18 protein-coding genes, 1 tRNA gene and 1 pseudogene are annotated in these 22841 nt (G+C 60.7%); 8 read left to right on the top strand and 12 right to left on the bottom strand.

Going from position 1 to position 22841, the window contains the following annotated elements:
* The first annotated feature begins 86 nt into the window (after positions 1–86).
* The 4 genes from terL (at position 87) to ACGHP5_RS13015 (ending at position 5680) form a co-directional block, all read left to right on the top strand.
* A complete protein-coding gene (terL, locus tag ACGHP5_RS13030; protein ID WP_390567149.1) occupies positions 87–1748 on the top strand; it encodes a phage terminase large subunit in 1662 nt (553 codons plus the stop codon).
* Between the two features lie 253 nt (positions 1749–2001).
* Complete coding sequence (locus ACGHP5_RS13025) at positions 2002–3096, top strand: NAD(P)H-dependent flavin oxidoreductase (protein WP_390567148.1); 1095 nt, start codon at positions 2002–2004, stop codon at positions 3094–3096.
* Between the two features lie 668 nt (positions 3097–3764).
* Positions 3765–4607: a 5-dehydro-4-deoxy-D-glucuronate isomerase gene (gene kduI, locus ACGHP5_RS13020; RefSeq protein WP_290533030.1), complete on the top strand. Its 843-nt coding sequence runs from the start codon at positions 3765–3767 to the stop codon at positions 4605–4607.
* A gap of 278 nt (positions 4608–4885) precedes the next feature.
* The gene (locus ACGHP5_RS13015) at positions 4886–5680 is read left to right on the top strand and encodes a gluconate 5-dehydrogenase (protein ID WP_290533029.1); all 795 of its coding nucleotides are present in this window, start codon (positions 4886–4888) and stop codon (positions 5678–5680) included.
* An 82-nt stretch (positions 5681–5762) separates the two neighbouring features.
* Here ACGHP5_RS13015 and ACGHP5_RS13010 read toward each other — a convergent pair whose 3' ends face one another.
* Positions 5763–7376 carry an ABC-F family ATP-binding cassette domain-containing protein gene (locus tag ACGHP5_RS13010; protein WP_290533028.1) on the bottom strand — a complete coding sequence of 538 codons (1614 nt, stop codon included), beginning with the start codon at positions 7374–7376 and terminating at the stop codon, positions 5763–5765.
* Between the two features lie 62 nt (positions 7377–7438).
* Between ACGHP5_RS13010 and ACGHP5_RS13005 the strand changes: the two genes are divergently transcribed.
* The 4 genes from ACGHP5_RS13005 (at position 7439) to ACGHP5_RS12990 (ending at position 11150) form a co-directional block, all read left to right on the top strand.
* Complete coding sequence (locus tag ACGHP5_RS13005; RefSeq protein WP_337657667.1) at positions 7439–7768, top strand: hypothetical protein; 330 nt, start codon at positions 7439–7441, stop codon at positions 7766–7768.
* 104 nt (positions 7769–7872) lie between these two features.
* Positions 7873–9717, top strand: a complete 1845-nt coding sequence (locus ACGHP5_RS13000) for a 2-oxoacid:acceptor oxidoreductase subunit alpha (protein WP_390567145.1) — start codon at positions 7873–7875, stop codon at positions 9715–9717.
* A gap of 2 nt (positions 9718–9719) precedes the next feature.
* Complete coding sequence (locus ACGHP5_RS12995) at positions 9720–10751, top strand: 2-oxoacid:ferredoxin oxidoreductase subunit beta (protein WP_290533025.1); 1032 nt, start codon at positions 9720–9722, stop codon at positions 10749–10751.
* Positions 10752–11076: 325 nt separating this feature from the next.
* Positions 11077–11150, top strand: a tRNA-Ala gene (locus ACGHP5_RS12990).
* Positions 11151–11238: 88 nt separating this feature from the next.
* Here the strand turns inward: ACGHP5_RS12990 and ACGHP5_RS12985 are convergent.
* The 11 genes and pseudogenes from ACGHP5_RS12985 to ACGHP5_RS12935 form a co-directional block, all read right to left on the bottom strand.
* On the bottom strand, positions 11239–12165 hold the full coding sequence (locus ACGHP5_RS12985) for a family 43 glycosylhydrolase (RefSeq protein WP_390568437.1): 927 nt from the start codon (positions 12163–12165) through the stop codon (positions 11239–11241).
* Positions 12163–13143 (bottom strand): annotated as a pseudogene (locus ACGHP5_RS12980) (glycoside hydrolase family 43 protein); the annotation flags it as partial. The gene ACGHP5_RS12985 and the pseudogene ACGHP5_RS12980, both read right to left, overlap by 3 nt.
* Positions 13144–13319: 176 nt before the next feature.
* Entirely contained in the window at positions 13320–14228 is a 909-nt protein-coding gene (locus ACGHP5_RS12975; protein WP_390567143.1) for a sugar phosphate isomerase/epimerase family protein, read from the bottom strand.
* A gap of 12 nt (positions 14229–14240) precedes the next feature.
* A complete protein-coding gene (locus ACGHP5_RS12970) occupies positions 14241–15116 on the bottom strand; it encodes a DUF1080 domain-containing protein (RefSeq protein WP_290533022.1) in 876 nt (291 codons plus the stop codon).
* Between the two features lie 39 nt (positions 15117–15155).
* Complete coding sequence (locus ACGHP5_RS12965) at positions 15156–16628, bottom strand: Gfo/Idh/MocA family oxidoreductase (RefSeq protein ID WP_390567142.1); 1473 nt, start codon at positions 16626–16628, stop codon at positions 15156–15158.
* A gap of 33 nt (positions 16629–16661) precedes the next feature.
* A complete protein-coding gene (locus tag ACGHP5_RS12960) occupies positions 16662–16826 on the bottom strand; it encodes a twin-arginine translocase TatA/TatE family subunit (RefSeq protein WP_015545763.1) in 165 nt (54 codons plus the stop codon).
* A gap of 30 nt (positions 16827–16856) precedes the next feature.
* Positions 16857–17930, bottom strand: coding sequence for a Gfo/Idh/MocA family protein (locus tag ACGHP5_RS12955; RefSeq protein ID WP_290533020.1), 1074 nt, complete (start codon positions 17928–17930; stop codon positions 16857–16859).
* A 222-nt stretch (positions 17931–18152) separates the two neighbouring features.
* Positions 18153–19844 (bottom strand): DUF6377 domain-containing protein, encoded by a 1692-nt coding sequence (locus ACGHP5_RS12950; RefSeq protein ID WP_290533019.1) that lies wholly within the window; start codon positions 19842–19844, stop codon positions 18153–18155.
* A 315-nt stretch (positions 19845–20159) separates the two neighbouring features.
* Positions 20160–21656: a potassium/proton antiporter gene (locus tag ACGHP5_RS12945; RefSeq protein ID WP_290533018.1), complete on the bottom strand. Its 1497-nt coding sequence runs from the start codon at positions 21654–21656 to the stop codon at positions 20160–20162.
* Between the two features lie 81 nt (positions 21657–21737).
* Positions 21738–22250 (bottom strand): hypothetical protein, encoded by a 513-nt coding sequence (locus ACGHP5_RS12940; RefSeq protein WP_290533017.1) that lies wholly within the window; start codon positions 22248–22250, stop codon positions 21738–21740.
* A gap of 70 nt (positions 22251–22320) precedes the next feature.
* Positions 22321–22716, bottom strand: a complete 396-nt coding sequence (locus ACGHP5_RS12935) for a hypothetical protein (RefSeq protein WP_290533016.1) — start codon at positions 22714–22716, stop codon at positions 22321–22323.
* Positions 22717–22841: the final 125 nt, after the last annotated feature.

Here is a 22841-nt window from a genome sequence, read left to right as displayed (position 1 = left end):
CACGGCGCTGCCGCCGGAGCGCACCCCGACAAAAAACCTGCCCGCCGCGGCGCCGCGCATGGGTTTTTTCCAAAAATTTCAGTAAAATGCTCAAACCAACCGAACCGACCTCTGCGGAGCACTCCTCCGCAGAGGTTTTCACAACCGGCAGGAAAGTCTCTCCGGGGTCCGGGGCGGCGTTTCCCGGGGATACCGCCCGTCCCGAACGTCCTGCATCTCTCTGCGATGCGCTCCCGGAGGCTCCCGCGTGCGATGCCGTATTTGCGGGCTTCCCGCTTTTTTCCGGCGGCTCGCCATTCCCCGAGGGGCTGGTGCTTCCGGACGACGCGCAGACAGCCGCGCCCCCTTCCTTCGCCGATTTCGCCCTCGGGGTCTATCCCTTCCTCGAACTCGAACCCTTCCACCGGGCCTATTACCGGGTGCTGGAGGCCTTTGCCGCGGGGCGTGTCCGGCGGCTGATCGTCACCATGCCGCCCCAGCACGGCAAGAGCGTCGGGGCCACGACCCTGCTCCCGGCCTATGTGCTGGGTCTCGACCCCGACCAGCGGGTCGCCATCGCCTCCTATTCGGGGACGCTGGCCTCGAAATTCAACCGCCGCGTGCAGCGTATCCTCGAATCGCAGGAATACGCCGCCTTTTTTCCGGACACCTCCATCAAGTGCGGCGCCAAGCCACCGGGCTACATCCGCACGGCCGACGAGGTCGAGATCATCGGCCGCCGGGGCGGATTGCTCTCCGTCGGCCGCGAAGGGTCGCTGACGGGTAACCGCGTGGACTGCTTTATCCTGGACGATTTATATAAAGACGCGCTTGAAGCCAATTCGCCGCTCGTCCGCGCCAACTGCTGGGAGTGGTACACCTCCGTCGTGCGGACCCGCATGCACAACGCCTCGCGCGAACTGGTGGTCTTCACCCGCTGGCACGAGGAGGACCTGATCGGCACGCTCGCGGCGCGCGAGCCGGTCGAGGAGCTGCGCGCGTGGTCACAGCTCGACGCGCTGCCCGCCGACCGGTGGCTGCACCTCAATTTCGAGGCCTTGAAGACCGCGCCGCCCACGGAGGTCGATCCCCGGCAGCCGGGCGAGGCGTTGTGGGAGCGGCAGCACGGCGCGGCTCTGCTCGAGGCCAAGCGGCGGTTGGACCCGCTGCAATTCGAGGCGATGTACCAGGGGCGCCCCTCGGCCCGCGAGGGGCTGTTGTACGGGCTGAATTTCGCCGAGTACGACGACCTGCCGCACGAGATCGTCCGCCGCGCCAATTACACCGACACCGCCGACACGGGCGACGACTACCTCTGTTCGCTCTCCTATGCGGTCGACGCCGACGGGGTGATTTACATCACCGACGCGGTCTACTCGCGCGAGCCGATGGAGGCGACCGAACCCCTCGTGGGCGAGATGCTCGTGCGCTCGGACACGCGGCAGGCCGCGATCGAGAGCAACAACGGCGGCCGCGGTTTCGCCCGGGCCGTGCAGGCCCTTGCGCCTGCTGTGCGCGTCGAGTGGTTCCACCAGAGCGGCAACAAGGAGGCGCGCATCCTCTCCAATTCGGCCACGGCGCTCCACCTCGTGCGCTTTCCCCGCGGCTGGAACCTCCGCTGGCCCGAACTCTACGCCCATCTGACGACCTACCGCCGGAAGTTCCGCGCCAACCGCTGGCACGATGCGGCGGACGTCGTGACGGGCATCGTCGAACGCGAGGCCGCCGGCCGGGGACAGAAACGGGTCCGCGGCATACGGTTTTTGTGAGCGGGACCGCCGTGTGACGCCCGTGCACTGCGCCTTTCCGGCGGGCGGCGTGGCCTCCGGGACGTGCGGTTCCCTTGTGCGAAGGGACGCGCAGCCGGATGACAAGCGGGAGGGCGGACCGCCCTCCGCCGAACCCCGCTTTTTAAGCGGGCAATGTGAAGCCTGCGTTAAATATGTTCCCGCGCGGAACCAAACGCCCCGATTTTCCGTACCTTGTTCCCCGTTACGTCACTTATTCTTTTAAGTAAACAGCATGAAATCATTGAAAATCGGAAATTTATGCGCTTCCATGCCCGTCGTTCAGGGCGGTATGGGCGTAGGAGTGTCCCTTGCGGGCCTGGCATCGGCCGTGGCCAATCAGGGCGGTGTCGGCGTCATTTCGTCGGCCGGCCTCGGGGCGATCTATAACAACTACTCGAAGGACTACCGCGCCGCCTCGATCTGGGGGCTGAAAGAGGAACTTCGCAAAGCCCGCGAGGCTACGCGCGGCATCATCGGCGTCAATGTCATGGTCGCCATGTCCAACTTCGCCGATATGGTCCGGACGGCCATCGCCGAGAAGGCCGACATCATCTTCTCGGGCGCCGGGCTTCCGCTCAACCTGCCGTCGTTCCTCACGGAGGGCGCCCGGACCAAGCTGGCCCCGATCGTTTCGTCGGCGCGTGCCGCGAAGGTGCTGTGCCAGAAGTGGTTCTCGGAGTACAGCTACGTTCCCGACGCCATCGTAGTCGAGGGTCCCAAGGCAGGCGGCCACCTGGGTTACAAGGCCGACCAGATCACCGACGAGCGCTATTCGCTCGAAGCCATCGTTCCGGAGATCGTGGCCGAAGTCCGCGCCTTCGAGGCCGCGCACGGCTGCCGCATCCCGGTGATCGCCGGCGGCGGCATCTACACGGGCGAGGACATCTACCGCATCATGGAGCTGGGCGCCGACGGCGTACAGATGGGCACGCGCTTCGTCACCACGGAGGAGTGCGACGCCGATCCGGCTTTCAAGCAGAGCTACATCGAGGCGCACGAGGAGGACATTGAGATCATCCAGAGTCCCGTCGGCATGCCGGGCCGGGCCATCCGCAACTCGTTCCTCGACCGCGTGAAGGAGGGGCTGAAGGTTCCCAGAGCGTGCCCGTTCGACTGCATCAAGACGTGCGACGTGACGCACAGCCCCTACTGCATCATGCTGGCCCTCTACAACGCTTTCAAGGGCAGGCTCCGCAACGGCTACGCCTTCTGCGGCTCGAATGCCTGGCGTGCCGAGAAGATCCAGTCGGTCAAAGACCTGATGGCTTCGCTGCGCGCCGAGTACGAAGCATTCTCGCTGAAAGACAAAATATTCGGGGTGAAATAACCGTCGCTCCCCTCCTATGGAAAACCCCTCCCGGCCGTTTGGCCGGGAGGGGTTTTCCATAGCCAGCCGGGATACGGCGCGAAGAGGACGCCCGGCCTGTCGTTTTCGCCGGTGAGTATCCGGCCGATGCCGTATTGGGGAGGGTGCTCATGGATGCGCAGGGCCAGGTCGCGGCTGATGCCGTTGTTGCCGCGCCGGATTTGCCGGAGATTTTCACCCCCGCGTGAGTCCGATGTAGTGGGCAAAGGCATTGACCGAAAGCTCCGATTCTCCGATGATCTGTTCGAGGTGTTTCCAGTCTTTGAGGTTGCGTTCGCGGTTGGATTCGTTTCCATGGCGTCATAAGTTTGATCCCTCCCCGGCGTAAGACGCCAAAACGAACGCAAACTACTGTTGCATTATTCCCATGGAGGCTCTGGTAAGTCTTGCTAAAAATAAGCACATATAGCCCGCGCCGTTGCGACGGCAACCCGCTATTGCGGACGTGGAACAAAATAATAAAAAATGCAATCAAACGAAGCCGCGCAAATAAAATCCGGTTTTGGGTAACCAATTCCGGATTTTTTATTATCTTTGCAAAGATGGAATTGGTTTGCCAATTTCGGCCGCTTTAAACCACAGGCTGCGGCCCGCCGTTCCGGAATACAACGAATTAAACAATTATAACAATGAAAACCAACTACGAAATCCGCTATGCGGCGCATCCCGAGGATGCGAAAAGCTACGACACGGCACGTCTGCGCCGCGACTTCCTGATCGAAAAGGTATTCACGGCCGACGAGGTCAACATGGTCTACTCGATGTACGACCGCATGGTCGTCGGAGGCGCCATGCCCGTTGCCGAGACGCTCCGTCTCGAAGCCATCGACCCGCTGAAGGCCCCCTTCTTCCTGACCCGCCGCGAAATGGGCATCTACAACGTCGGAGGCCCCGGCGTGGTGAAGGCCGGCGACGCCGAATTCGAACTCGGCTACAAGGAGGCCCTCTACCTCGGTTCGGGCGACCGCGAGGTGACCTTCGCGAGCAAGGACGCCGGGAACCCCGCGAAATTCTATTTCAACTCGCTGACCGCACACCGCAACTACCCCGACAAGAAGGTCACGAAGGCCGACGCCGTGGTGGCCCACATGGGTTCGCTCGAAGGGTCGAACGACCGCAACATCAACAAGATGCTCGTGAACCAGGTGCTGCCGACCTGCCAGTTGCAGATGGGCATGACCGAGCTGCTGCCCGGAAGCGTGTGGAACACGATGCCCGCGCACGTGCATTCGCGCCGCATGGAGGCCTATTTCTATTTCGAAGTGCCCGAAGACCAGGCCGTGTGCCACTTCATGGGCGAGGTCGACGAGACGCGCCACATCTGGATGAAGGGCGACCAGGCCGTGCTGTCGCCCGAATGGTCGATCCACAGCGCCGCAGCCACGCACAACTACACCTTCATCTGGGGCATGGGCGGCGAGAACCTCGACTACGGCGACCAGGACTTTTCGAAAATAACCGATTTGAAATAGCCATGTGCGGCTCACGGAGCCGCGCGGGCCGCAGCCTCCGGTCGCGGAGGCCCGCAGTTCGCGTCCTCCGCAGGCCGCACCCGGCAAACCCGTCTCCACAAAGAGGGGGGGGGCTTTACGGGAAAGCCGAATCGCGATCGGACCAGCCGGACAAAGCGTACGCCATCTCCCTCCTTCGGGAAGGGGCGGCGAAGGCGGCAAGAACGGCGGCCGAAAGCGCAGTACAAGGAGATATGGACAGATAAACGAATAACAAAACCTAACAAAATCCTATAACAATGGTAAACTTTTCACTGGAAGGTAAGGTAGCGCTCGTAACGGGCGCCTCTTACGGCATCGGATTCGCTCTGGCGACGGCTTTCGCCCGCCAAGGCGCAAAAATCGTCTTCAACGACATCAAACAGGAACTGGTGGACAAAGGCCTGGCCGCCTATAAGGCCGAAGGCATCGAGGCCAAAGGCTACGTATGCGACGTCACGAACGAAGAGCAGGTGAACGCCATGGTGGCGCAGATCGAAAAGGAGGTCGGCGTGGTGGACATCCTCGTCAACAACGCCGGCATCATCAAGCGCATCCCGATGGTCGAGATGACCGCCGCGGAGTTCCGCCAGGTGATCGACGTGGACCTCAACGCACCGTTCATCGTCTCGAAGGCCGTCATCCCCTCGATGATCAAGAAGGGCCACGGCAAGATCATCAACATCTGCTCGATGATGTCGGAGCTGGGCCGCGAGACCGTGTCGGCCTACGCCGCAGCCAAAGGCGGCCTGAAGATGCTCACGCGCAACATCGCGTCGGAGTACGGCGAATACAACATCCAGTGCAACGGCATCGGCCCGGGCTACATCGCAACGCCCCAGACCGCGCCCCTGCGCGAGCGTCAGGCAGACGGATCGCGTCACCCGTTCGATTCGTTCATCGTGGCCAAGACCCCCGCGGCACGCTGGGGAACGCCCGAAGACCTGATGGGTCCCGCCGTGTTCCTCGCGTCGGACGCCTCGGACTTCGTCAACGGACACGTCCTCTACGTCGACGGCGGCATCCTGGCCTACATCGGCAAGCAGCCACAGTAGGCTACGCATACCGTCTATGAAAACGCCCCTGCTTTCCGAAGCAGGGGCGCTTTTCGCTTTCAGGACAGGTATACCGCGCAGTTCAGGCCCACAGGGCCTCCAGACGCCCGGCGACGACCTCGTCCGTGATGTAATCGTCATACTCCATATAGCGGTCGACCATGCCGTTGGGCGTGAGCTCGATGATGCGGTTGGCGACCGTATTGACGAATTCGTGGTCGTGCGAACTCATCAGCACGTTGCCCTTGAAATTGATCAGCGAGTTGTTGAACGCCTGGATCGATTCGAGGTCGAGGTGGTTGGTCGGAGAATCCAGCACGAGCGTATTGGGCTGCTGGATCATCATTTTCGCCACCATGCAGCGCACCCTCTCGCCGCCGGAAAGCACGCTCACCTTCTTGTAAATCTCCTCGCCGCTGAAGAGCATCTTGCCCAGATACCCCCTCAAATAAAGCTCCGAGGTGTCGGACGAGAACTGCGCCAGCCAGTCGACGATCGAGAGCTGGCTCTCGAACCAGGGGGCATTGTTGAGCGGAAGGTAGGCGTAATTGATCGTCGTGCCCCACTCGACGACGCCCGAATCGGCCTTGTCGTCGCCGGCCAGAATGTCGAACAGCGCCGACACGGCACGCGGGTCGCGCGCCAGAAAGGCGATCTTGTCGCCCTTCTCGACCGTGAAGCTGACGTTGCTGAAAAGCCGTTCGCCGCCCACCGTCTTGCACAGCTCGTCGACCCCGAGGATCTTCGTGCCGGCCTCGCGCCCGGGCTGGAAGATGATACCCGGATATTTGCGCATCGAGGGCTTGATCTCCTCGATGTTGAGCCGTTCGAGCATCTTCTTGCGCGAGGTCGTCTGCTTCGACTTGGCGACGTTGGCGCTGAACCGCTGGATGAACTCCAGCAGTTCCTTCTTCTTCTCCTCGGCCTTCTTGTTCTGGTTCTGCTGCTGGCGCAGGGCAAGCTGGCTCGATTCGTACCAGAAACTGTAATTGCCCGAAAAGAGATTGATGTCGCTGTAATCGATGTCGACGGTATGCGTGCACACCGAATCGAGGAAGTGGCGGTCGTGCGAGACGACCAACACCGTATTCTCGTAGTTCGACAGGTAGTTTTCCAGCCACGCGATCGTCGTCCGGTCGAGGTCGTTGGTCGGCTCGTCGAGCAGCAGGTTGTCGGGTTTGCCGAACAGGGCCTGCGCCAGCAGCACGCGCACCTTCTCCTTGGCGCTCAAATCGCGCATCAGCTGGCCGTGCAGGGCTTCCCGGACCCCGAGGCTGCTCAACAGGTTGGCGGCGTCGCTCTCGGCGTTCCAGCCCTGCATCTCCGCGAACCGCTCCTCCAGCTCCCCGGCCCGGAGACCGTCCTCCTCCGAAAAGTCGGGCTTGGCGTACAGCGCCTCCTTCTCCTTCATCGTCTCCCACAGGGGCTGATGGCCCATCAGAACCGTGTCGAGGACCGTAAATTCGTCGTACGCGAAGTGGTCCTGCTTGAGCACCGACAAGCGTTCGCCCGGGCCGAACGCCACATTGCCCCTCGTAGGAGTCACCTCGCCGCTGAGCACTTTCAGAAACGTGGACTTCCCGGCCCCGTTCGCCCCGATCACACCGTAGCAGTTGCCCGGGGTGAATTTGAGGTTGATATCTTTGAAAAGAACCCGTTTTCCGTATTGTACCTCTAAATTCGAAACTGTAATCATCCTTTATAATCCAATTTTAACGGCACAAAAGTAGCCCAAAAGAACGAGGAAACCGCACCGAAATGAAAAAATCGGTCCGATCTCCGTTTTTCGGCCCGAAATCCCGGCTGCATGCGGGGTGCGTCCGAAGGCAGGACGGCGGGCGGCGGCTTCCGCTTCGCCGGCTCCCGGACCGGACAGCAGGCGGCGTTCGTAAAAAATTTCAATATATTCATCCTTTTCATAAACGAGGCCGGAAAAGGTTTTTCAGTAGCGATCGTAGCGAAAAGCTATCATTTGAATTACAAAACATTAGCAATCCGGGACACGGAAAATCGGCAGACACGGGGCGGAAAGCTAAAAAATCGCCCGAAAAAGTCCAATTTGACAATTTATTTAATATATTTGCATAATGTAGGATGCGGTTCGGCACGGACTGCGAACAAATTCGCCGCCTTGCCCTCTCCTGTCCTATATTTGCGAAATCGTTGTTAACCCATAATCTGAAACCAAAATCATGGAACAAACAAAAGTGCGGGAGTTGCAGGACGTCGTGATCCGCTTTTCGGGCGATTCGGGCGACGGCATGCAGCTCACGGGCACGCTCTTTTCCGACACTTCGGCGTTGCTGGGAAACGGCATCTCGACCTTCCCCGACTACCCCGCCGAAATCCGCGCCCCGCAGGGAACCGTTGCGGGCGTTTCGGGCTTCCAGGTACATTTCGGCGACCACCGCGAGCTGAATCCCGGCGATTACTGCGACGTGCTGGTGGCGATGAACCCTGCGGCGCTCAAAGCCAACCGAAAGTGGCTCAAGCCGGGCGCGACGGTCATCCTCGACGGCGATTCGATCACCGAAGAACATCTCAAGAAGGCGGGATTCGCAACCCTCGACCCGCTGGCCGAACTGGGTCTCGACGAGTACAACGTCGTCGTTCCCGACATCACTTCCATGACGCGCGAGGCGCTGAAAGAGACCGGACTGGACAACAAAGCCGTCGTCAAATGCAAGAACATGTTCGCACTGGGCATCTGCTTCTGGCTGTTCGACCGTCCGGAGGATTACGCTCTCAAATACCTCGACGGGAAATTCGCCAAGAAAAATCCCGCCGTGGCCCAGGCCAACAAACTGGCCATCGCGGCGGGCTACAACTACGCCGCCAACACCCATCAGTTCGCCAATAACTACACCGTGGCCCCGGCTCCCCGGGAGAAGGGAACCTACCGTTCGATCAACGGCAACGTAGCCACGGCGTGGGGACTCTGCGCCGCGGCCGAAAAGGCAGGCCTTCCGCTCTTCTGCGGTTCGTACCCGATCACCCCGGCCACGGTGATCCTCGAAGAACTGGCCAAGCGCAAGGACCTCGGGGTGAAGACCGTGCAAGCCGAGGACGAGATCGCCGGCATCTGCACGGCCATCGGCGCGGCCTTCGCGGGCAACTTCGCCGTGACGACCACCTCGGGACCGGGACTGTCGCTCAAGAGCGAGGCGCTGGGACTGGCGGTGATGACCGAACTGCCGCTGGTCGTGGTGGACGTACAGCGCGGAGGACCCTCGACGGGCCTTCCGACGAAAACCGAGCAGAGCGACCTCCAGCAGGCGCTCTACGGCCGCAACGGCGAATGCCCGGTGATCGTCGTGGCGGCATCGTCGCCCAGCGACTGCTTCCACTACGCCTTCGAAGCCGGACGCCTGGCCATGGAGCACATGACGCCCGTGATCCTGCTGACCGACGGATTCATCGCCAACGGCTCCGAGCCGTGGCGCATCCCGCAGATGAAGGACTACCCCGCCATCCAACCCCCGATCGTGGACAAAGCCCCCGAAGGAGGATTCATGCCCTACGTGCGCAACGAAAAACTGGCCCGCGGCTGGGCGTTCCCCGGCAAGGAGGGTCTGGAGCACCGCGTGGGCGGACTGGAGAAGGACTGCGTGAAGGGCTGCATCTCGCACGACCCGGCCAACCACCAGAAGATGACCGACACCCGTGCGGCGAAGGTGGCGAAGGCCGCCGAGGACATTCCCGCACAGAGCGTCTGGGGCGACGCGGAAGGCGACCTGCTGGTCGTAGGCTGGGGCGGCACGCGCGGCCACCTGCAGAACGCCGTGGACGAAATGCGCAAAGAGGGCAAAAAGGTCTCGCTGTGCCATTTCAACTACATCAACCCGCTGCCGAAAGGGGTGCGCGACATCTTCGCGAAATTCAAGAAGATCGTCGTCTGCGAGCTGAACGAAGGACAGTTCGCCAACTACCTGCGTCAGAACTTCCAGGAGTTCCCCTACGAACAGTACAACAAGTGCGAGGGACTGCCCTTCACGGTCGCAGAACTTAAACAGAAATTCGAATCCTTACTGAAGTAACCATGGCAGACTACAAATACACCCCTGCGGATTTCAAAAGCGACCAGGAGGTACGCTGGTGTCCCGGATGCGGCGACCACGCCATTCTGAACGCCGTGCAGCGCGCGCTGCCCGAAATAGCCGACGCGCTCGACACGCCCCACAACCTGTTCACGTTCGTGTCGGGCATCGGATGCTCGTCGCGGTTCATCTACTACATGAAGACCTACGGGTTCCACTCCGTGCACGGACGCGCCAACGCCGTGGCGACGGGCGTCAAGACGGCCAACCCGCGCCTCTCGGTGTGGGTCACCACCGGCGACGGCGACTCGCTGGCCATCGGCGGCAACCACTTCATCCACGCCATCCGCCGCAACGTGGACCTCAACGTCATCCTGTTCAACAACGAGATTTACGGCCTCACGAAAGGCCAGTACTCCCCCACCTCGAAGCTGGGCAAGATCACCAAGACCTCGCCCTACGGAACGGTCGAGAAGCCGTTCAACCCCGGCGAACTGGTCATCGGCGCCAAGGGCACGTTCTTCGCCCGCACGATCGACATGGAGGTCGCCCTGTCGAAGGAGTGCATGATCGCCGCAGCCAGACACACCGGCATGTCGGTGATCGAGGCGTTGCAGAACTGCGTGATTTTCAACGACAAGACCCATTACGACTTCGCAGCCGACAAAGCCACGCGCGCCGAGCGCACGGTGACGCTGCGCCACGGAGAAAAAATGCTGTTCGGAGCCAACCGCGAAAAGGGCATCGTGTTCGAGAACATGAAGCTCAAGGTGGTGACCGTGGGCCAGGACGGCTACACGCTGGACGACGTGCTGACGCACGACGCCCACGAGCGCGACACCACGCTGCACTCGATGCTGGCGGCGATGAAATATCCCGACTATCCGGTAGCGCTGGGCGTGATCCGCTCGGTCGAGGACGACTCGGTCTACGACCGCGCCGTGGAGAAGCAGGTCGAGGAGGTCAAAGCCGCGAGCAAGATCCACTGCGTGGACGACCTGCTCCGCTCGGGAGCCACTTGGGAGGTGGAATAGCCCCCGCGGCCGGGAATCCGGCATCCGGACAAAGAAACGGCGGACCCTTTTTCGGGGTCCGCCGTTCGTTTCGGCAGGCGGGAGGGGTTTCGGCAGGGGGAGGAAACCCTCCCCGCAACCGGGCATCAATAGACATTGGCCGATCTGCGGACGATATTCTCGGCCGAGGCCCAGATGTCCGAGAAATCCTTCAGCGACGAGCTTCCGGGAGCGTTCCGCAGACCTCCGGGATGGCTTTTTCGAAAAAAGTTCAGTTCCGGAACCGATTTTTCGGGCCGAAAATTGCGGAAATAAAAAAATCCGATTATCTTTGCACCCACAACAAGGGGGATTAGCTCAGTTGGCTAGAGCGCTTGCATGGCATGCAAGAGGTCACGAGTTCGACTCTCGTATTCTCCACAAGCAAAAGGGATCATCCATAGGATGATCCCTTTTGCTTTTTCACGCCGTTGAGGTTCGGGCCGAATCCGAAATCGACACTGCGGGGTCATTTCCCGAATTGCGGCACTTTCGCCCGGAGCGAGGGCGAGGAGCCTTCGACACGGGGCCAGCCGCCGGCCCACTCCACCCGGTCGGCCATCAGCGCACGCCCCCGGGGATCGGCCCGGCTCACGGCATGGTAAAGAATCCAGTCCTGCCCCTCGTCGTCGGCAACGATCCGGGAATTATGGCCCGGACCGACGAAATCGGGATTGCCGTGGATCAGCATTTCGTGGTTGTTCTCCAGCATCGGACGACCCTGCCGGTCGACATAGGGACCGAAAAGGTGCTCGGAGCGTCCCACGACCGTCGCATAGGTGCTTTGCAGTCCCTCGCAGCAGCGGCCCGTCGAGGCAAAAAGATAATAATACCCGTCCCGCTTGTGGATATAGGTCGCCTCGTAGGCATCCCCGGCGATCCGCACGGGCTTGAAGCCCGGTTTGAGCGACAGCCCGTCGTCGGTCAGCTCCGCACCGTACAGCCCGTGGAAACTGCCCCAGAAAAGGTATTTCTTCCCGCCGTCCTCGACACAACAGGGGTCGATGCAGTTCCGAATGCCGATCTCGTCGCTGCGGAACAGTCTGCCCAGGTCGTCGAAAGGCCCTTCGGGACGCTCCGCAACGGCAACGCCGATGCCGCAGGTCCACTCGCCGCCCCAGCGCGACATCGAATAATACATCACGTACTTGTCCCCGATCCGGTTGATGTCGGGCGCCCAGATGCCGCCGCCCTTCTCGAACGTCGGGCGGCTCTGCCGCGTAAAGGCCGTGCCGACGAATTCCCAGTCGACAAGGTTCCGCGAACGGAGGACCGGCACGTTGCGGACGCTTTCCGTCGCGTAGAGGTAGAACCATCCGTCGTCGGCCCGGATGAGGGTCGGATCGGGAAGGCTTTGATTCACGACCGGATTGAAGTATTCGCCCTGCGGTGCGATCGGACGCGCACCGACACCCTCGAAGGTCATCCGCACGGGCCTGATGCGCCCGTCGGCGCCGAACCGGAGCCGGTCGATGCAGGTGGCGCGGCTGTCCCGGCCGGTTTCCGTCAGCGGACGGCGGTGATAGACGATGTACCATTCGTCCTTGCCCGGAACCTGGATTACGGAGTGATGCCCGGCGCTCGTGGCGATTTCGGGGTCCTGCTCCAGGATCGTCCCCACACGCCCGAAAGGCCCGAACGGCGAGTCGGCAATGGCATAGGCGACCCGGTAGTCGGGACCGCCCCAGCCGCCCTCGGACCACATGAAATAATATCTGCCCTGCCGCTTGAACATGAACGGACCCTCGGTGTAACCCTGCGGCGTGACCTCACGGTAAACCGTTCCGTCGTCGAACGGCATGACGCTCAACAGATCGGGCGCGAGCCGGACCATGTTGCAATGGCCCCAGCCGCCGTAGTACATGTAATACTCCCCGTCGTCGTCGCGGAAGACGAACTGGTCGATGGGCTGCGCCCCGTTCACGATCCGGTTGATCAGCGGTTTGCCCAGCGCATCGCGGAACGGCCCGGCCGGGGAGTCGGCCACGGCGACCCCGATGCCGCCCACCTCCTGCTCGCTGTGAATGTCGTTGCCCGCGAAGAAGAGGTAATAGCGGCCGTTGGCATGCAGGACCGCCGGCGCCCACATGGCCTGCTTCACCCAGCGGACGGAGTCCGACGAGAGGACCCGGGGGTGCTTCTGCCAATGCACGAGGTCCTTCGACGAAAAGGCGTCGAGGAACGTCTGTTCCTCGTAAAGCGCCGAATAGGTGGGATAAATCCAGTATTCATCGCCGAAAACCACCCCTTCGGGATCGGCGTACCATCCTTTGAAAAGCGGATTGCCGCTTTTTTCGCCCGCTTCCGGCACCGTCTGCGCACGGACTCCCGCGCAGGCCAGCAGGCAGGCTGCCAATAACCAACTGTAACGCATCTCTTTCTGTTTTAACGAACCGGGGACAGCCGCAGCGCACCCCGGAACACCGGTTTTTCGGAGCGTAAAGTTAGCGATAATTCTGCGGAAAACCCACAGCGACAGTCAAAAACGACAAAACGAAATATCCGGCCGTCTTACAGACGGCCGGATATGCGCAACGCTGCCGGAAGGCGTTATTCGTTACGAAAAAAAGCCGTGACGAAAGGCGCTTCGAGCAGGTAGTCGGCGCACTCGCGGACGCTGCGCACGATGTCGTTGTAGCTCGAACCTTCGATCTCGACGATGATGTTCTCCACGCCGGCTTCCCGCGCGTTGGCGAAGATGGCGTCGAAGCCCACCATGCCGCTCTGGCCGATCTCACGGCGGTCCTTGATGTGCAGGAGCCGGAAACGCCCCGGATACTTCTTGAAGTAGTCCACCGGGCTGGCCTTGCCCATCACGGTCCAGTAGACGTCCATTTCGAACAGCACCTTGTCGGGATCGGTGTTTTCGAGCATGTAGTCCAGCATGACCTTATCCTCGATCTTCTCGAACTCGCGCGAGTGGTTGTGGTAGCCGAACTTCATGCCGGCGGCGGCACAGCGTGCCCCCACCTCGTTGAAATAGCGGCAGTAGGTCTGCAAATCCTTGAGCGTCGAAATCTTCCGCATCGAGGGAACCACGATATACTCCGCACCGGCGGCCTTATGCGCCGCGATGCACTCGTCCCACCACGCGAGGGCCTTCGAGAAGTCGCCCGAGGCCAGCTCCTCGTCGGAGAGGTTGAGCGTGCAGTGGGTGGAAATCACCCGCATACCGGCGTCCTCGACATCCTTGCGGAACTGCTCGGGAGTCTGTCCGTAGAGCATTCCGTCCTTGTAGCTGGCGGCCTCGACCGAGGTGTAACCCATGTCGGCGAGCTGTTTCAGGACGGGTTTGTAATCGCCCTGGCTCTTGCCGAAAACCCCGATCAGGCTGCGCACCGAGTAGAGCTGGATGCCGATATCCTTCTTCGGGGCCTTCTTCGCCCTGGCGGATGCTCCGCCGGGGAGCATCGCCAAAGCAAGGAGGGCGCAGATGACTGCGAATAGCCTGTTTCTCATCGCAAGGAACCCTTAATCGAGAATCTTGACACGGATGTTACGGAACCAGACATCGTCGCCGTGGTCCTGCAGGCCGATGTATCCTTCGTGGTTCTCACCGCCGCAGTTGTTGAGCAGCTCGAACGCCAGAGGCCACTTCTCGGGGCTGAACTTGCTGTTCTCCAGCATCTCGGTCCACTGGGGAGTCCACAGGTGGTACTCCACGACGTTCTTGTCGTTCTGGCCGTGTACGACCGTGCCTTTGTAAACCATGATCTTGGCCTTGTTCCACTCGCCGAAGGGATTCTGGTTCTGCGGAACGGCGGGGATCATGTCGTAGAGCGACGCCGACTGGCGGTTGCCGTCGACACCCAGCTTGGCATCGGGATGGTTGGCGTTGTCGAGCACCTGATACTCGGGGCACGAGATGTAGATCGGCTCGTACTTGGTCTTGCCGTCCTTCTGGGTCGTAACCTCCTGGGCCAGGTAGAAGATGCCCGAGTTGCCGCCCTTCGAAACCTTCCACTCCATCTCCAGTTCGAAGTTCTTGAACTTCTTGGCGAAGATCAGGTCGCCGCCCTCGCCGGTCTGGGCCTCGCCGCCGCCCGAGCCGTTGAACTTGATGGCGCCGTCCTCCACCGTCCAGCGCGAAGGAGCCTTGTCCTTGCCGTAGCCGCGCCAGCCGTTGAGCGTCTTGCCGTCGAAGATCACATAGTAGCCGTCCTTGTCCTGCGGGAACGAGGCGAGGTCCACCTGCGCGTTGTCGACAACGGTGTATTCGGGAACAGCTTTCTTGGCGGTTTTCGCATCGGCCGTTTCAGCCGTCTTGGCCTTGCCGCCGGGGCCGCCGCACGAAACCAGCGATGCGGTCAGAGCCGCGCATACCGAAAATAAAAAGGTCTTTTTCATATTCTTTCTGTATTTTTTAGGTTTTACGGACAGGTTTGTTTAGCGCGGCATGGCGGGAAGCGCCCAGCCGTCGCGGTAGGTGTGTTTGATCAGTTCCTGGGCGAACTGCTGTGCGTTCACGGGGTCGGTCCAGGTCTTGTCGAAGGTCGGGTGTCCGTCCTTGATGTGGAAACCGTCCTTGATGACCGTCCTGATCATGGCATCGTCCGGAATATTCGTGAAACGCATGTTCGGGCCGTCCCATTCCAGCACCTGGTTGAGGCCCTGGAGGCGGACTGCCAGCACGCCCATAACGACCATTTCGTTGAACGGTCCGGCCTCGCTGAAGTCCGATGCCGAAAGCACGCGGTCGTCGGCGTCCTCCTTGCAGGCGCGCACCCAGTCCATCTGGTGCGACTCGGTGATCTCGCGCAACACCTTCGGAGCCTCGGGAACACGGCCCGAAACCAGGTAGGGATCCTTGCCGTAGCAGCCGCAGATCAGCGTGTCCTTCGTGCCGTAGAAAATGGCGGCGCCGCCGCTCACGTTCAGGTTCTTGCCGGCGGGAAGCCCTGCGGGGCGCTCCGGCATCAGGCCGCCGTCGTACCAGTGCACCTCGACTTCGGGCATGGCCACCTTCGGCATGTTGTCGCGGGCCGGGAAGATGAACTTCACGCGCTGTGCCGAGGGAGCGGACTCGTTCAGCAGCAGCGTCGAACTGCCCTCCACCTTGGTCGGATAGCCCAGTTTCAGACCCTTGAACACGGGGTGCAGGATATGGCAGGCCATATCGCCCAGCGCGCCGGTTCCGAAATCCCACCATCCGCGGAAGTTCCACGGCGTATAGGCGGCGTTGTAGGGGCGGTAGGGAGCCGGGCCGATGAAGGCGTCCCAGTTCATGGTCTTGGGGATGCGCATGTCCTCCTCGGGACGAGCCAGGCCCTGCGGCCAGATGGGACGGTCGGTGAAGGTGTCCACGCGGGTAACCTCGCCGATCTCGCCGTTCCAGATCCATTCGCAGACCTTGCGCACGCCTTCGGCCGATGCGCCCTGGTTGCCCATCTGCGTGGCGACCTTGTATTTGTCGGCCAGCTTGGTCAGCAGGCGCGACTCGTAGACGGTGTGAGTCAGCGGTTTTTCGCAATATACATGCTTGCCGGCGGTCATGGCGTCGGCGGCGATGATGGCGTGCGTGTGGTCCGCCGTAGCGACCATCACGGCATCGGCCGACTTGAGCATCTCGTCGTACATCTTACGGTAGTCGTTGAACTTCTTGGCCGCAGGATAACGTTTGAAAATGTGGTCGGCGTATTTCCAGTCGACGTCGCACAGGCCGATGATGTTCTGGCTCTCCAGGCCCTTCAGCACCGAAGCGCCGCGTCCGCCGACGCCGACGCCCAGGATATTGAGTTTGTCGCTGGGGGCCGTGTAGCCGAACTTCTTACCCAGAACCGTGCTGGGTACGACCGCTAAGCCGATCGCGGCAGCCGCTCCCTGCTTCAGGAACGTTCTTCTTGACATTTCTTTTGCCATCGTTTCGAGGTTTAATTTGAGTTAGTATTGGGGTTATTTAATGTTCTTTTCGATATTGTCGACCTCGTCCTTGAAGATCTTGTAGCCCTTGCCGAGGCCCTTCATCAATTCCGGAATCTTCGTGCCGCCGAACAGCAGCAGCACAACGAGCGCGATGATGACGATTTGTCCCACGCCGATAAATAACAGATGATTCATAGTTCAGGTAGTTTTAGGGTTATGCGATTGTCATGCGTGTTTGCGCAGCAGACCGTAGCCGTCCTTCATCGTGCGGCGGCGTTCGCGGATCTGCCGCAGGGTCTCCAGTTCCCCGATGGCCGGGAGGTCGTGCCCCTGGGCGTCGCGCAGGAACCGCCAGGCGTACTCCGAAGCGATCGCCGCGTCGCGGAACTCCGGGAGCGCCTCGCTGCGGCGGCCCGTCTCGATCGACTCGGCGAAGAGCTTGCACAGGGTGTCGATGTTCTTGCCCCCGTAGGGCTGGATGAGGCGGTGGGTCTGCGTCACGCCGTGCAGCTCGACGATCGCCGTCTTGAAGTCGTGCGTCATGCGGGCGATGCCCTTCGTGCCGATGATGTCCACATAGGAATTGTGCGTCTGCGTCTGGGCCAGCTGGCCGTAGACATGCCCCTGCGTGATATCGAACACCACGCCGTTCTCGAACGTGCCGTGGCATTGCAGCCACCAGGGGTCCTTGTAGTTCCACATCCGCAGGGCCTGGGCGTTCCAGGTCTTGAATTCCGATTCGGCATACCAGCGCGCGATGTCCACGTAGTGCATGCCGCAGTCGTGGAACGACGGGCCTTCGTACTCGTGCCCCTCGCCCGGAGCAAGCCCCGGGGTCATGTGGCAGACCCGCACGATGGCCAGTTCGCCGATCTCGCCCTGGGCGATGAAATCTTTGATCGTATTGTGATACCAGGAGTTGCGCAGGTAGAGGTTCACCGTCGAAAACAGTTGCGTGTTCTCGGCCAGCTCGACGGCCTGCCATTCGTTTTCGATGCTGTCGGAAATGGGTTTTTCGGCGATGACGTGCTTGCCCGCGGCGAAAGCCCGCTCGATCTGCGACTTGCGCGAGTCGGCCAGGGCGAACAGCCCCACGACCTGCACTTCGGGATCGTCGAAAATAACCTGTTCGTCGTCCACAACCTTCGCCCCGGGGGCCAGCTTGCGCGCCAGGTCCCGCGATTCGGCGCAGACGTCGCAGATGTACGCAACGTCCCACCTGCCGCTTTTCTGCATTTGTTCGAGGTAGAAACCTCCCATTCTGCCGAAGCCGATAAGGCCAACTTTTACAGGATTCATCGTGTAGTCAATAAGGTCGGTTAAAAGTTAGGTTCCGCGCCGCGTCTCCCGTTTCCGAAGAAAAATACCGGCAGACGCACCGCGTCGATTACAAAATTAACCCGAATAGGCTTCGGTTTGAAAACTGAATCGGAAAATGTAGAACCACTTTTGAACCATATCTTTAATTAACAATACATTGCATTTTAAAACACCCCGAAAAATGTAGACAATCTGGAATGGTCAGACGTCCGTTTTATGGGCCGTTCCGATCTTCATGACCATCTTTTCGAACTCCTCGCGCGAGATGGCCGCCTTGTTGCGCACCTTGGTCCGGTAGTTATAGACGGTCGAAAGCGAGCAGCGCAGGAACGAGGCGATCTTCACGCTGTCGGTGATGCCCAGGCGCAGCAGGGCGTAAATCCGCAGCTCCTTGTTCAGCAGGTCCTCCGACTTGAGCACGATCCGCTCGTCCTCGGTCAGCAGGGCGTTGAAATCCTCGACGAACGACGGGTAGAGGTTCAGGAAGATGGCGTCGAAATTCTTGTAGAGTTCGTCCTGCTCGTCCTCGAGCATCGAGGTCGATTTCAGCCGTTTGTTGAGCTCGTCGAACTTCCGGTCCTGGGCCAGCTTCTTGAGCGACTTGCGGTAGTCGTCCATCTTGTCGATATACATGGAGCAGAGGTCGAAGAACCGCGCGATGTACTGCACCTTGACGGCATTGGAGTCCGACAGCTGCTCGTTCTTCTCGCCCAGTTCCTCGTTGAGCCGGGCCAGTTTCGCATTGGTCTGCGAAAGCTCCTCCTTGATGCGGTAGACCTTGCGGAGCTGTTTGCAGAGGTAGACGAACAGCAGGACGAGAACCGCCGACAGCACGCTGATCAACACCAGATAGTGTTGCAGCTTGTGCTTGGTGCGGGATTCCTTGGCCTGGTGCGAGGCAATGATGATCGAGTAAAGTTCCGACATCTGGACCGTGCGGAACTGCACGTTGGAGAAAAGCGCGTCCTCGACGGCCGCCTGCGTGTAGCGGAACGCCCGGAAAAGATCGCCGTGGCGGTAATAGAGCGTCGCGAGCGCCTGAAAGGCGGCGTTCTCCTTCGTGGAGTTCCGGATGTCGGTCATCGCCGAGAGCATGTAGTACTTCCGCGCCAGCCAGTCGTCGCCGCGGCGGCGGTAGAAACTGCCCAGCGCATAGGCGCATTCGGCGTAGAGCTGCGAATCGGGTTCGAGGCTTTCCAGGAACCCGAGCAGCCGGACCTCCATTTCGTGCGACTGGTCACGGCGGCTCATCTGGCCGAGCAGGTCGAGCTTGTAACGCCCCGAAGCCGTGTCGGCCACCATGATCACCGAATCCTGGTAGCGTTCCTCCAGTTCGCGGAAGTACTTCTGCCCGCTGAAAGCCACGTATTGCTGGTAGAAACGATTATAAGCCTTGTAATAGGTCGCCAGCATGTCGCGGGGCACCGACCGGCGGTCGATCGAGTCCAGCATCCGCTTCGCCTCGATGGACATGCCCGTCGACGAGTAGAGTTCCGCCAGGCGAATTCCCGAAAGGCAGACCTTGCGGCGGTCGCACAGCCGGCGCGCCAGCAGGACGTTGCGCTCCGTGTAGCGGATGGCCGAATCGAGTTTGTATTTGTGGAACTCGCCGAACAGCCTGTCGTTGATCTCGTACTCCTGGGCGGGAGTCAGGCCGCTCACGCTCAACAGATGCCGCAGCTCGGCGATCCGCTGCTCCTTCCGGCAGTCGTAAACCTGCCGGTTGGCGATCATGTGGTCCAGTTTGTCCGACAGCGACTGCGCTTCGTTCCGCTCGCAGGCGGACGACACGGCCGCTACGGCGCAGAGCAGCAGCAGGGTTCGCAGCAGGTATGTGGGTTTCAGCAGTTTCATGGTCAGGGCCGGCCGCCGCAGGAAGGCGTCCGCGAACATGGCAAATGTACGACTTTTTGCCGAATGTTGATTTTCTTTTTCAATCTTTTCTATTTGTTTTATGCTACAAAGGCATATTATACGTCACAAATCGAAACAAAGAGACATTCCGGACTCCGGTTCGGGTTCCGGAACGCAAATCTCCGTTTGCCGGTTCAAGGTACGAAAAATCGCCGAAATACGGAACAGGACGGGCAAAAAAAAAGAATCTCCGGCGACAGAATCGCCGGAGATCCGAACAGGCGTCCGCCGGAGGGCGGCGCGGCACAGGGATGCAATCCCGGGCCGTAATTCGCAGGCAATGAGTGCCGAAAGCTATCCGAGCTTCATCACGTCGTCGATGCCCATATCCTTATAGGTGGTTTCCAGTTCCTCGCTGCGGTCCGAAATGACCAGCAGTTTGTCACCCAGCTTGAGCTCCGTCTTGCCCTGCGGCACGAAGTACTCCCCGTCGCGGCAGACCATCATCACCAGCGTATTTTCGGGCAGGGTGATGTCCTTGAGCGTATGACCGCTGGCGAGCAGGTTCTCGTTGACCTCGACCTCCGTCAGCGCCGATTTCATCTCCTCGTGCATCTCGACGTTGAAGGCCGATTCGCGCTCCTCGTAGGCCAGCCCCAGCAGGTTGGCCATGCCGCTCACGGTCGTGCCCTGCACCAGAAGCGAGATGATCGTCGAGAGGAAGACCACGTTGAACAGCAGTTCGGCGTGCTCGACGCCCGCCATCATCGGGTAGATGGCGAACAGGATCGGCACGGCGCCGCGCAGGCCCACCCACGAAACGTAGAGGCGCGCCTTGGTCGTGAAGTGCCGGAACGGCAGCAGACAGGCGAAAACCGTGACGGGACGCGCCACGAGGATCATGAACGCACCGACCGCCCCGCCGAGGATCAGCACCTCGGGACGGAGCAGCTCGTCGCTGTTGACGAAAAGTCCCAGCGTGAGGAACATCACGATCTGCATGAGCCACGTGAAACCGTCGAAGAAGACTGTCAGCGAACGTTTCTGCGCCAGCTTATGGTTCCCCACGACCAGACCCGCGAGGTAAACCGCGAGGTAGCCGTTGCCCTTGACGAGGTCCGTGAAGGCGAAGGCGAAGAAGATGAAGGCCAGCAGCAGCACCGAGTAGAGCGAGTGATTGGCCAGGTTGATCTTGTTGATCGTCCACACCGCCAGGCGCCCGATCAGGTAGCCCGAAAGCGCGCCGACGACCAGCTGCACCACGAAATAGACGACGCTCATACCCAGACCGCTCCCGCCCTGGGAGTTGGTAACCACGCCGATCAGCAGGATCGTGAGCATGTAGGCCATCGGGTCGTTCGAACCGCTCTCCAACTCCAGCAGCGGCCGGAGGTGCTGTTTGAGCCCCTGCTTCTTGCTTCGCAGGATCGAGAAGACAGACGCCGAATCGGTCGAGGACATCGTGGCGGCCAGCAGCAGCGCCAGCGCGAAGGAGATCTCCAGATCGAGCCACGGCGCGACGAGCCATACGAAGCCCCCCAGCACCATGGCCGTCATGACCACCCCCACCGTGGCCAGCACGACGCCCGGCCCGATGATCGGCTTTATCTCCTGGAAGGAGGTGTCCATACCGCCCGTGAAGAGGATGATGCACAGCGCGATCATACCGACGAACTGCGTCATTTCGACCGAACGGTACGAAATGAAATTCAGCCCGAACAACATGCCGACCCCCAGGAAGAGCAACAACGCGGGGGCGCCGAAGCGGTAGGCGACCTTGCCGGCCATCACCGCCACGAAGAGCAGCAGCGCACCGACCAATACTACATTTTCACCACTGATGTCTATCATCTGTCCAATCTGTTTTTTCGTATCCAAAATTCAGCGGGCGCAGTTACCGGTCCCGGAACGCAGCGACAATCCTTCCGCCTCCTAAACCCCCTCTTTCACAGGGGTGATCTGCAACCGGGTCAGCGGCCGGTACTCCAGGTCCGCATACTCGAAGGCCTGCATGGCGGCGAAACGGTTGTCGGGCGTACGGTACATGGCCACGGAGACCGCCGGAACCCGCGCATGGGGCATTGCCAGCAGCCGTTCCACATTGCCTTCCGCCACGAGATCCGCCACGTCGCGGCTCTGCGAGCGCTCGAAGTAGAGTTCGTCGTAACGCAGGTAACTGTGTCCGGCACGGTAGTAGGGCGCGCCTTCGGCGCTGAAAAAGCGCGCCGCGAGCGTGATCATCCCCGCCAGGGCCAGCGAACCGCCGATGAACACCGCCGACGAGCGGAGGTTGTTGGTCATCGAGGCTCCGTAAACGTGATTCAGAACCAGTATCGCCACGCCGGCCGCAAACAGCACGGCAGGCAGCAGGAGGGATTTGCGGCGGCGTACCACAACCTCCCCGGGCAAGGCGTACATCGCCTCGCAAATTTTAATCTTATCCATATCTCTTTCATTATCAGACATTCGTATTTCAGGCAAACAAAACGGCGAACCGTTCGGGAAATACCGTACGCTAAATAATGAGCCGCCGCAGCCGGTAGACATAGTAATCCACGGCATGCGGTCCGGCGGAGAGATCGGAGGATTGGAACGCAGAGGTTAACTTGGCAACTCCCGTACCACAACCGCACGAAGCGAGAGCGCGCACGACGGCGCGTTCGGCCGGAACCTGCCGGTCGCCGTGACGGAACGAAGGCTGCGCCGGGCAGGTTTCCGCCTCCCGGAGCACGCGGGGTTGGTGGTTCAGGTCCGAATTGTACGTACGCTCGCACTGCCACTGGTCGGCGCGCACATCGCCCGCCGAAAAGGCCGCAGAGGGCGCCTGCTGCCGGATGCGCACGCCGTCGCCGCCCTCCGGAAAGAGCAGGCACGCCGTGAAGGCCAGCACGATGAAAAGCAGTTTACGCATCTTACGGTTCGGAAAATTACGTCGGCTACAAAGTTACATTTTTTTCGGATAAATCCGCGGCCAAAGCCGAAATTATCAATAAAAAAAGCCAATTTCCCCGGCACGGAACCGCGGACCAAAAAGGC

The sequence above is a fragment of the Alistipes sp. i18-0019-D1 genome (assembly GCF_042852885.1).
Lineage (GTDB): Bacteria > Bacteroidota > Bacteroidia > Bacteroidales > Rikenellaceae > Alistipes.
Note: the sequence above shows the minus strand (reverse complement) of the source record. Positions and strands in the feature narration are given on the sequence as shown.

Excerpts from the sequence above, each read along its gene's own strand:
- ACGHP5_RS13000 (WP_390567145.1), top strand. The coding sequence starts at position 7,873 with ATGGAACAAACAAAAGTGCGGGAGTTGCAGGACGTCGTGATCCGCTTT.
- ACGHP5_RS12945 (WP_290533018.1), bottom strand. The coding sequence starts at position 21,656 with ATGATAGACATCAGTGGTGAAAATGTAGTATTGGTCGGTGCGCTGCTG.
- ACGHP5_RS13015 (WP_290533029.1), top strand. The coding sequence starts at position 4,886 with ATGGTAAACTTTTCACTGGAAGGTAAGGTAGCGCTCGTAACGGGCGCC.
- ACGHP5_RS12970 (WP_290533022.1), bottom strand. The coding sequence starts at position 15,116 with ATGAAAAAGACCTTTTTATTTTCGGTATGCGCGGCTCTGACCGCATCG.
- ACGHP5_RS13025 (WP_390567148.1), top strand. The coding sequence starts at position 2,002 with ATGAAATCATTGAAAATCGGAAATTTATGCGCTTCCATGCCCGTCGTT.
- ACGHP5_RS12995 (WP_290533025.1), top strand. The coding sequence starts at position 9,720 with ATGGCAGACTACAAATACACCCCTGCGGATTTCAAAAGCGACCAGGAG.
- ACGHP5_RS12935 (WP_290533016.1), bottom strand. The coding sequence starts at position 22,716 with ATGCGTAAACTGCTTTTCATCGTGCTGGCCTTCACGGCGTGCCTGCTC.
- ACGHP5_RS12950 (WP_290533019.1), bottom strand. The coding sequence starts at position 19,844 with ATGTTCGCGGACGCCTTCCTGCGGCGGCCGGCCCTGACCATGAAACTG.
- ACGHP5_RS12960 (WP_015545763.1), bottom strand. The coding sequence starts at position 16,826 with ATGAATCATCTGTTATTTATCGGCGTGGGACAAATCGTCATCATCGCG.
- ACGHP5_RS12955 (WP_290533020.1), bottom strand. The coding sequence starts at position 17,930 with ATGAATCCTGTAAAAGTTGGCCTTATCGGCTTCGGCAGAATGGGAGGT.
- ACGHP5_RS13010 (WP_290533028.1), bottom strand. The coding sequence starts at position 7,376 with ATGATTACAGTTTCGAATTTAGAGGTACAATACGGAAAACGGGTTCTT.
- kduI (WP_290533030.1), top strand. The coding sequence starts at position 3,765 with ATGAAAACCAACTACGAAATCCGCTATGCGGCGCATCCCGAGGATGCG.
- ACGHP5_RS13005 (WP_337657667.1), top strand. The coding sequence starts at position 7,439 with ATGAAAAAATCGGTCCGATCTCCGTTTTTCGGCCCGAAATCCCGGCTG.
- ACGHP5_RS12940 (WP_290533017.1), bottom strand. The coding sequence starts at position 22,250 with ATGGATAAGATTAAAATTTGCGAGGCGATGTACGCCTTGCCCGGGGAG.
- ACGHP5_RS12965 (WP_390567142.1), bottom strand. The coding sequence starts at position 16,628 with ATGGCAAAAGAAATGTCAAGAAGAACGTTCCTGAAGCAGGGAGCGGCT.
- terL (WP_390567149.1), top strand. The coding sequence starts at position 87 with ATGCTCAAACCAACCGAACCGACCTCTGCGGAGCACTCCTCCGCAGAG.
- ACGHP5_RS12975 (WP_390567143.1), bottom strand. The coding sequence starts at position 14,228 with ATGAGAAACAGGCTATTCGCAGTCATCTGCGCCCTCCTTGCTTTGGCG.